The sequence below is a fragment of the Jiangella ureilytica genome (genome assembly GCF_004348545.1).
GTDB classification, from domain to species: Bacteria; Actinomycetota; Actinomycetes; order Jiangellales; family Jiangellaceae; genus Jiangella; species Jiangella ureilytica.
Genome location: NZ_SMKL01000006.1, coordinates 125,440 through 133,895, shown reverse-complemented (window position 1 = coordinate 133,895; position 8,456 = coordinate 125,440). Strand labels below are relative to the sequence as shown.

Genomic DNA, 8,456 nt, shown 5'->3' with positions numbered 1-8,456 from the left:
CCCCGTCCCCCTGCTGCCCATTCTCTTAGCCCCGGACGGTCGCCTCAAGCGGACCCTGGTGGCGCTTCGCGCCGTGGGGGTCCGCTTGACCCGCCCGTCCGGGGCCTAAGAACGGGCAGCTATCAGGCGGACGGGGGGAGTCTGGCGACGGGTGCGGGGTCCTGGCGGCCTGCGGTGTCCACGTGGTGGGATTTGGCGGCGTTGGTGGGGCCGTCACGAGGTTCTCTGCCGCTTCACGAGGCCTGCATGCCTGGTGATGTGGCAGAACGCCTGGTGATGTAGCGGATCGCCGATGATCATCGCGGTGCACAGTCCGGCGAACCGGGCGAAACGGGCACGCGAAGCGGGGACGCGAACCGGTGAGGCGTGCCCAGGTTCTCCCCGTCCCCCTGATAGCTGCCCGTTCTTAGGCCGCGGGCGCACGGGTCAAGCGGACCCCCAGGGCGCGCAGCGCCCACCGGTCCGCTTGAGGCGGGTGCACCCGGCTAAGAGAATGGGCAGCAAGGGGGACGGGGAGCCAACCGGGGGCTTCAGCTGGCCCAGGCCATGAGGGATTCGTTGCGGCGCGGGTCGCGCAGGAGCATGAGTGCGTGCTTCTCGAGCTGGCGGACGCGCTCGCGGGACACGCCGACCTCGTCGGCGACGTCCTGGAGGGTGTGCTCGTGGCCGTCGACCAGGCCGTAGCGCATGCCGATGATCTTCGCCTCGCGCGTCGGCAGCGAGTCGAGGACGGTGCGCAGCTGCTCGCTGAGCGCCCGCCGCTCGACCAGGTCGGAGGCCTCGACGGCGTCGTCGTCCTCGATGAGCTCGCCGATGCTGGACTCGCCGTCGTCGCCGATGGGGGTGTCGAGGCTAAGTGGGTCGCGGGCGACCCGGCGCAGCTCGACGACCTTCTCGACCGGCAGGCCGGCCTCTTCGGCGATCTCCTCGACCGTGGGGTCGCGGCCCAGCAGCCGCTGCAGGTCGCGGTCGATGCGGTGCAGCTTGGCCACCGTCTCGGACACGTGGACGGGCAGCCGCACGGTGCGGGTCTGCTCGGCCAGGCCGCGCTGGATGGCCTGGCGGATCCACCACGTGGCGTAGGTGGAGAACTTGAAGCCCTTGGCGTAGTCGAACTTCTCGACGGCGCGGATGAGGCCGAGATTGCCTTCCTGGATGACGTCGAGGAAGGGCAGCCCGCGGCCGGACAGCTTGCGCGCCACCGAGACGACCAGCCGGAGGTTGGCCCGGATCATGTGGTCGCGCGCGGCCTCGCCGTCGCGGACCAGCATCTCGAGCTGGGCCTTGTACGACGGCGTCAGCTTGCGCTTCGTGGGCAGGGCACCGGCCAGCAGCTGCTCCGCGTAGACACCGGTCTCGATGCGCTTGGCGAGGTCGACCTCTTCGGCCGCCGTGAGCAGGGGCGTGGAGCCCAGCTGTGCCAGGTACCGTCCGACCAGGTCGGGCTCGCCCTCGGAACGCGCCGGACGGCGCCGCGGCGAAGCGCCTCTGGTGGCCTTGGGTGCAGCTGCCATGGGTCCCCCTCGAGGTCGAGTCGGTGTCCGGACCGTACCCGCACGATCAGCGAACATACGTTCTCAACGCCTGACGCCGAGGAAAGATTCCGGCAACCCCTGGGCAGGAGAGAAATCTCATGATAATGACGCCTGTTCGGACAGGCCGAGCCGGCCGGACGCCCGAATCGCGGACCCCACGGGACATGGCAGGCTGACTGTACGTACTGTTGTCAGGACAAACTCGGGTCTAGGTCGGTCGCTGGCCGGAAGGAAGTGGCGATGAAGGGTGTTGCCGGCGCGCCGGTGAGCTTCGGCGTCTTCGAGCTGACGGCGGACCAGCCGCTCCCGGAGCCCGAAGAGATTCTCGCCCCGCTGCACGACCTGGGGTACGACGGCGTCGACCTCGGCCCCGTGGGCTGGCTGGGCCGCGGCGACGACATCAGGCGGCGGCTGCGCGAGCACGACCTGGTGCTGGTCGGCGGCTGGGTCGACCTGCCGTTCACCGACGACGACGCGTTCGGCGCCGCGCTGCCGGTGCTGGACGATGCGCTGGAGATCTTCGTGGCGGCCGCCGAGCTCGACCCGGCCCGCCCGCCGCTGCCCACGCTCGCCGACTCCGGCAGCGATCTGCGCCGGGCCAACCCCGGCGGCGCCGCGCCGGGCCTGTCGCTGGACGAGGCGGGCTGGACGCGGCTGGCGGCGAACGTCGCGACCGCGGCCGGGCGCGTCCGCGCCGCCGGCCTCGAGCCCACGTTCCACCACCATGCCTGCACGTACGTCGAAACGCCCGCCGAGATCGACGAGTTCCTCGCCCGCACCGACGTCGGCCTCACCTTCGACACCGGCCACCTGCTCATCGGCGGTGGCGACCCGATCGAGGGCTGGCGCCGCTGGGGCGCGCGCATCAACCACCTGCACCTCAAGGACGCCCGTACCGCGGTGCTCGACCAGGTCGTGCGCGAGAAGGGCGACATGCGCACGGTGTGGGAGCGGCGCGCGTTCGTCGAGCTCGGCGCCGGCGACCTCGACCTCGACGGCTTCATGGACGCCGTCTTCGCCAGCGACTTCGACGGCTGGCTCGTCGTCGAGCAGGACGTCGTGCCGTCGCCGTCGGACCCACCGGAGCGCGTCGTCGAGGACCAGCGGGCGAACCGCGAGGCGCTGCGCCGGTGGCTGCCGTGACCGACCGCGTCACGCTGGCCGTCGCCGGCCTCGGCGCCGTCGCGCAGTCCGTCCACCTGCCGCTGATCGCGCGCCGCTGGGATCTCTTCGAGCTGGTCGCGGTCTGCGACCTGTCGCCGTCGCTGCGCGCCGCGGTCGGCGAGCAGTACGGCGTCGCCGACGAGCAGCGCTACGCCGACGCCGGGCGCATGGTCGCCGAGAGCGGCGCCGACGGCGTCGTCCTGCTCACCTCGGGATCGCACGGCGACGTCGCCCTGCAGGCGCTGCGAGCCGGCGTCGCGGTGTTCTGCGAGAAGCCGCTGACGTTCACCGTCGCCGAGGCCGACGCACTGGCCGCCGCGGAGCGCGAGCTGGGCCGGCCCCGCCTCCTGCTGGCGTACATGAAGGAGTACGACGAGGCCGTCTGGCAGCTGCGCGAGCGGCTCGACGGCATCGACGACGTCCGTGCCGTCGAGGTCGAGGTGCTGCACCCGAGCGGCGGGTCGCAGCTGGCGTTCGCGAACGTGCGGCCGGCGCCGTCGGACATCGACGGCGGCGTGGGCGCCGGCCTCCGGGCGCGGACCGACGACCTGCTCGACGTCGCGCTGGGACCGGGCACGTCGCCGTCGCTGCGCGACCTGTACGCGCACGTCGTACTGGGCAGCCTGGTGCACGACACCTCGCTGCTGCGGGCGGTGTTCGGCGGCCTGACCGCGGTGGGCGGCGCCCGGGTGTGGCCGGCCGGAGCGCGCCCCGGGGCCGAACCCGGGTCGGTCGAGGTGACCGGCGAGCTGGCCGGCGGCTCTCGGGCCAGGATGAGCTGGCACTACCTGCCCGACTATCCCGCATACACCGAGACGCTGACGGTGCACCACGGCCGCGGCTCGATGCGGGTGACGTTCGGGACGCCGTACGTGCTGAACAACGCGACCCGGCTCGAGGTGGTCGAGCGGGCGCCGGCGGGGACGGCCGACGGCGGCGAGGTCCGCTCGGTCTTCACGTCCACCGGCGAGTCGTTCGAGAACGAGCTCGCGAGCTTCCACCGTATGGTCACCTCGGGCGAGCCGCCGCGCGCAGGCATCGCCGAGGGCCGCGCGGACATCCTGACCAGCCAGCGGATCATCCGCCTGCTGGCCGACGAGCCCCTGGCCGGAGAGGCGGCGCACGCGTGACCGACGACATCGACGGCGAACCGCAGATCGTCCTGGTGCCGCACACCCACTGGGACCGCGAGTGGTACGAGCCGTTCCAGGTCTTCCGGCTGAAGCTCGCCGACGTCGTCGACGACGTGCTCGCGCGGGCCGAGGCGGACCCCGAGTTCCGGTTCACCCTCGACGGCCAGTTCGCCGCCGTCGACGACTACCTCGAGCTGCGGCCCGAGAACCGGCACCGGGTCGCCGAGCTGGTGCGCCAGGGGCGGCTGTCGATCGGCCCCTGGTACATCCTGCTCGACGAGTTCCTGTGCTCCGGCGAGACCATCGTGCGCAACCTCGAGCTGGGCTGGCAGGGCGCCGAGGCGCTCGGCGGGGCGATGCCGGTGGGCTACCTGCCGGACATGTTCGGTCACACCGCGCAGATCCCGCAGATCCTGTCCCGCGCCGGCATCGAGCACGCCAGCCTGTGGCGGGGCGCGCCCGGCGCGCTGAACCGGCACGCGTTCCGCTGGGAGGCGCCCGACGGCAGCGCGGTGCGGGTGGAGTACCTGTTCGACGGCTACGGCAACGCGCTGGACCTCTTCGCGATCCCCTCGCGGCTGGGTTCGGCGGTGGCTGCGTACCGCGAGGAGACGCGGTCCTGGTACGGCGACGACCCCGTGCTCGGCATGCTCGGCACCGACCACTCCGCCCCCCGGCCGGACCTCATGGAGCTGGTCCGCGGGCCCGGCGGCGAGGGGCTGACGGTGGCGGGGCTGGCCGAGTACGTCACCCGGTTCCGTCCCGACGACCCGCGGCTGCCGGTGGTGGTCGGCGAGCTGCGCAGCCACGCCCGCGGCAACATCCTGCCCGGCGTCATCTCGATCCGGGTCGGGCTCAAGCAGGCCATGGCGCGGGCCGAGCGCGTCGTCGGCGAGGCGGAGGCCCTGGCGGCGCACTTCCGGCCCGGCGCCGACTATCGCGAGGCGTTCCTGCTGGCCTGGCGGAAGATCGTCGAGTCGACGGCGCACGACTCCGTCACCGGCTGCGGCGTCGACGAGACCGCCGACCAGGTCGCGGCGAGGCTGGCCGAGGCGGCGCAGGCGGGGCGGGCGGTCCGCTCGGCGGTGCTGCGCTCCATCGCGGCCCGGGTGCCCGCCGACGCGCACGCCGTCGTCAACACCGTTCCGTGGCCGCGCACCGTCCTGGCCGAGCTGGACGTCGCGGCGCCCGATCCCGCGGCGGCGCTGACGGCGGTGCTGCCCGGCGGTGTCGCGGTGCCGGTGCAGGAGCTGGGCCGGTCCGAGACCGTGCTGGGTGAGGAGAAGCTGGCCGCCGCCGACCTCGACAAGGTCATCCGGCGCATCCACGGCCGCGAGCTGTTCGGCCAGCAGATCGAGTCGTACACGGTGACGCCGGGCGCCCTGGACTTCCAGGTCGCGCGGGTGCCGTCGACGCCGGAGTTCGACCTGGCGGCACTGCGCGCGGAGCTCGCGGCCGCGGCCGAGGTCGCGCCGGGGGAGTGGCAGGTCCGAACGATCGCGCAGGAGCGGCGCCGGGTGCTGGTCGCCGTCCCGCTGGACGCCTCCGGGCAGGTGGCGGTGCGGACGGTTCAGGAGTCTCCCGGCCCGCCCGAGCCGGTGCTCGCGCCGGCCGCGGTCGTCTCGGTGACGGAGCGGTCGCTGGCGTCCGCGGACGTCCGGGTCGAGGTGGCCGGCGACGGCACGCTGACCGTCATCGGCGCCGACGGGACCACGCTGACGGGCATCGGCCGGGTGGTGTCCGGCGGCGACCGCGGCGACAGCTACAACTACGGCCCGCCGGCCGCGGACGTGCTGGTCGACACGCCGACTTCGGTCGTCGTCTCGGTGGTCGAGAGCGGGCCGCTGCGCGGCGTGCTGCGCGTGGTCCGCCGCTACGACTGGCCGGAGTCGCTGTCGGCCGACGTCGACGTGCGCGCGGCGTCGACGGTGCCGGTCGAGGTCACGACGCTGGTCGAGCTGCGGGCCGGCGAGCCGTTCGTCCGGCTCGACGTCTCGTTCGTCAACCCCGCCCGCGACCACCGGGTCCGGCTGCACGTGCCGCTGCCGGCGCCGGCGACGGACTCCGCGGCCGACGGCCAGTTCGCGGTGACGGTGCGCGGGCTGACCTCGGAGGGCGGCTGGGGCGAGTACCCGCTGCCGACGTTCCCGGCGTCGTCGTTCGTGTCGGCCGGCCCGGCGACCGTGTTGCTCGACCACGTCACGGAGTACGAGCTGGCCGGCGACGGCGCCGAGCTCGCGCTGACGCTGCTGCGCGCCGTCGGCTGGATGAGCGTCAACCTGCACCCGCTGCGCGACGAGCCGGCCGGGTCGGAGTTCCCGGTGCCCGGCGCGCAGTACGTCGGCGTCCCGGTGCGCGCCCGGCTGGCGATCGTACCGCGGCGGGGCGGGTGGGGTGCGGCGGCCGCGCCGCGCCTGGCCGAGGAGTTCCGGCACGACGCGCTGGTGGCGCCCGGCCTGGCCACCGCGGGGGGCGAGCTGCCGCCGTCGTCGTCGGGCCTGGGCGTGAGCGGTCCGGGCGTGGTCGCGTCGGCCATCCGCACCCGCGGCGACGAGATCGAGGTGCGGCTGGTCGCCATGTCGGCCGCCCCGACGACCGCGACCGTGACTGGCGCGTTCGTGACCTGCTGGCGGACCGATCTGCTCGGCCGGGCGCTCGAGCCGCTCCCCGTCGACGGCGACCGCGTCGACGTCGAGCTCGGCCCGTGGGAGATCGCGACGATCAGGGTGTCGTGACGGGCTCGGGCTCCGGCCGGTCCGGGGTGGCGATGCGCAGGGCGGCGACCAGCTCGCGGTAGAGCTCGTCGGCGTCGAGCAGCTGCTCGTGCGTCCCGACGGCGCGGACCCGGCCGGCCTCGAGCAGCACGATCTGGTCGGCGTCGATGACCGTCGACAGCCGGTGCGCGATGGTGACCACGGCGCCCGTGCTCGCCTGCCGGCGGATGCCCTCGGCCACGGCGGCCTCGCTCAGCCCGTCGAGCTGCGCGGTGGCCTCGTCGAGCAGCAGCAGCTCAGCGTCGCTGACCAGCGCCCTCGCCAGCGCCACCCGCTGCCGCTCGCCGCCGGACATCGTCGTCGGCGACAGCTCGGTGTCGAGCCCGCGCTCGAGGCCGCGGACGCGGTCGGCGAGGCGGACGGTGTCGAGTGCGGCCCAGAGGTCGGCCTCGGTGGCGTCGGGGTTCGCGTAGCCGAGGTTCTCGCGCAGCGTGCCCGGGACCAGCGGGGTGTCCTGCTCGACATAGGCGATGCGCTCGCGCAGGTCGGCGAGGGTCCAGTCGGCGAACGGCCGCCCGTCGAGCACGATCTCGCCCTGCTGGGGTTGCAGGAACTTCAGCAGCAGCGAGAAGATCGTGGTCTTCCCGGCGCCGGACGGCCCGATGATCGCCGTGTGCCCGTGCCGCGGGATGGTGAGGCTGACGCCGTCGAGCGCGGGCGCCGCCTCGGGGGAGTAGCGGAACCGGACGTCGCGCAGCTCGAGCGTGTGCGCGGGCGTCGCGCGGGTGTTGCGCGGGGCCGCAGCTGCCGCCGTCGCCGCCGGAGTGTCCTGTTCGATCTGCATCGCGTTGACCTCGCCGATGCGGGCGGCCGCGGCGAGGCCCGACTGGATCGCCGTCATGCTCATGGTCAGCAGCATGATCGGCATCATCAGCTGGAACGCGTAGAGCAGGAACGCGACGAGCGTCGTCACCGTCATGTCGCCGGCCGCGACCCGGTACGCGCCGACGCCGAGGATGAGCATGACGGCGAGATTGATGCCGCCGCCGGTGATGGTCCACGCCCACGCCTCGATCTTGACGGCGCGGATGCTGCGCTCGGCCGAGCGCTCGGCGTGGGCGCCGATGCGGCGGGTCTCGCGCGCCTCGGCCCGGGCCGCCTTGACGGTGCGCAGCGCGCGGAGCACGCCCTCGAGCCGCCCGCCGAGCGCGCCGATCTCCTCCTGCGCCTCCTCCTGGGCCTTGGCCAGCCGTGGCATGAGCAGGGCGGCGAGGATGCCGACGACGATCACGACGCCCAGGGTGGTCGCGAGCAGCACGAGGTCGAGGTAGGCCATGAGCACCAGCGCGCCGACGAGGCCCACCAGGCCGTTGACGGCGTTGACGATGCTGGACGTCGTGGCCTCGCGGATCAGCATGGTGTCGGACGTGACCCGGGTGACCATCTCGCCGGCGCTGCGGGTGCCGAGCTCGGTGACCTTCGTGCGCAGCAGGTGCCGGACCATGCCGGTGCGGGCGGCGAGGATGATCCGCTCGGCCAGGGTCCCCAGCAGGATCGCCTGCACCAGCCCGATGACGGCGCCCGCGACCAGCAGGACGCCGAGGAGGGTGACCGGTCCCCGGAGCGAGGCTTGTACCTCGAGCCCGTCGAGGACCTCTTTGGTGACGAGCGGGGTGACGAGCTCCGCGCCGGTGCCGAGCAGCCCCAGCAACAGCCCGATGATCAGGATGCGCTTGTGCGGGCGGGCGTAGCTCCAGAGCAGCCGGACCTTGTCCTTGGTCGGGACGTCGGAGGTCGGACGGTCCTCGGCGGGCGGGCCGTATGGGGCGCTCATGGACCGATAATGACACAGCAATGTCTCATTTTCAAGCGGACATGTTCTATTATGGTGGAGTGCTGTAATGTAAGCG

Annotated in this window: 5 protein-coding genes; 3 read left to right on the top strand and 2 right to left on the bottom strand. The window is 73.4% G+C overall.

What is annotated here, in order from left to right:
* Positions 1–530: 530 nt before the first annotated feature.
* Positions 531–1,514, bottom strand: coding sequence for a sigma-70 family RNA polymerase sigma factor (locus E1212_RS04310; RefSeq protein ID WP_131979608.1), 984 nt, complete (start codon positions 1,512–1,514; stop codon positions 531–533).
* A 261-nt stretch (positions 1,515–1,775) separates the two neighbouring features.
* Here E1212_RS04310 and E1212_RS04305 point away from each other — a divergent pair, with 261 nt between their 5' ends.
* From E1212_RS04305 to E1212_RS04295, 3 genes are read left to right on the top strand one after another with little or no spacing between them, the layout of a single operon-like run.
* Positions 1,776–2,678, top strand: coding sequence for a sugar phosphate isomerase/epimerase family protein (locus E1212_RS04305; protein WP_131979605.1), 903 nt, complete (start codon positions 1,776–1,778; stop codon positions 2,676–2,678).
* The gene (locus E1212_RS04300) at positions 2,666–3,829 is read left to right on the top strand and encodes a Gfo/Idh/MocA family protein (RefSeq protein ID WP_131979602.1); all 1,164 of its coding nucleotides are present in this window, start codon (positions 2,666–2,668) and stop codon (positions 3,827–3,829) included. The genes E1212_RS04305 and E1212_RS04300 overlap by 13 nt, the downstream gene beginning before the upstream one ends.
* Complete coding sequence (locus E1212_RS04295) at positions 3,826–6,567, top strand: glycoside hydrolase family 38 N-terminal domain-containing protein (RefSeq protein ID WP_203416369.1); 2,742 nt, start codon at positions 3,826–3,828, stop codon at positions 6,565–6,567. Before E1212_RS04300 ends, E1212_RS04295 begins: the two co-directional genes overlap by 4 nt.
* On the opposite strand, the gene E1212_RS04290 is transcribed toward E1212_RS04295, so the two are convergent.
* Positions 6,554–8,380, bottom strand: coding sequence for an ABC transporter ATP-binding protein (locus E1212_RS04290; protein ID WP_131979599.1), 1,827 nt, complete (start codon positions 8,378–8,380; stop codon positions 6,554–6,556). The two genes, E1212_RS04295 and E1212_RS04290, sit on opposite strands and share 14 nt — an antisense overlap.
* Positions 8,381–8,456: the final 76 nt, after the last annotated feature.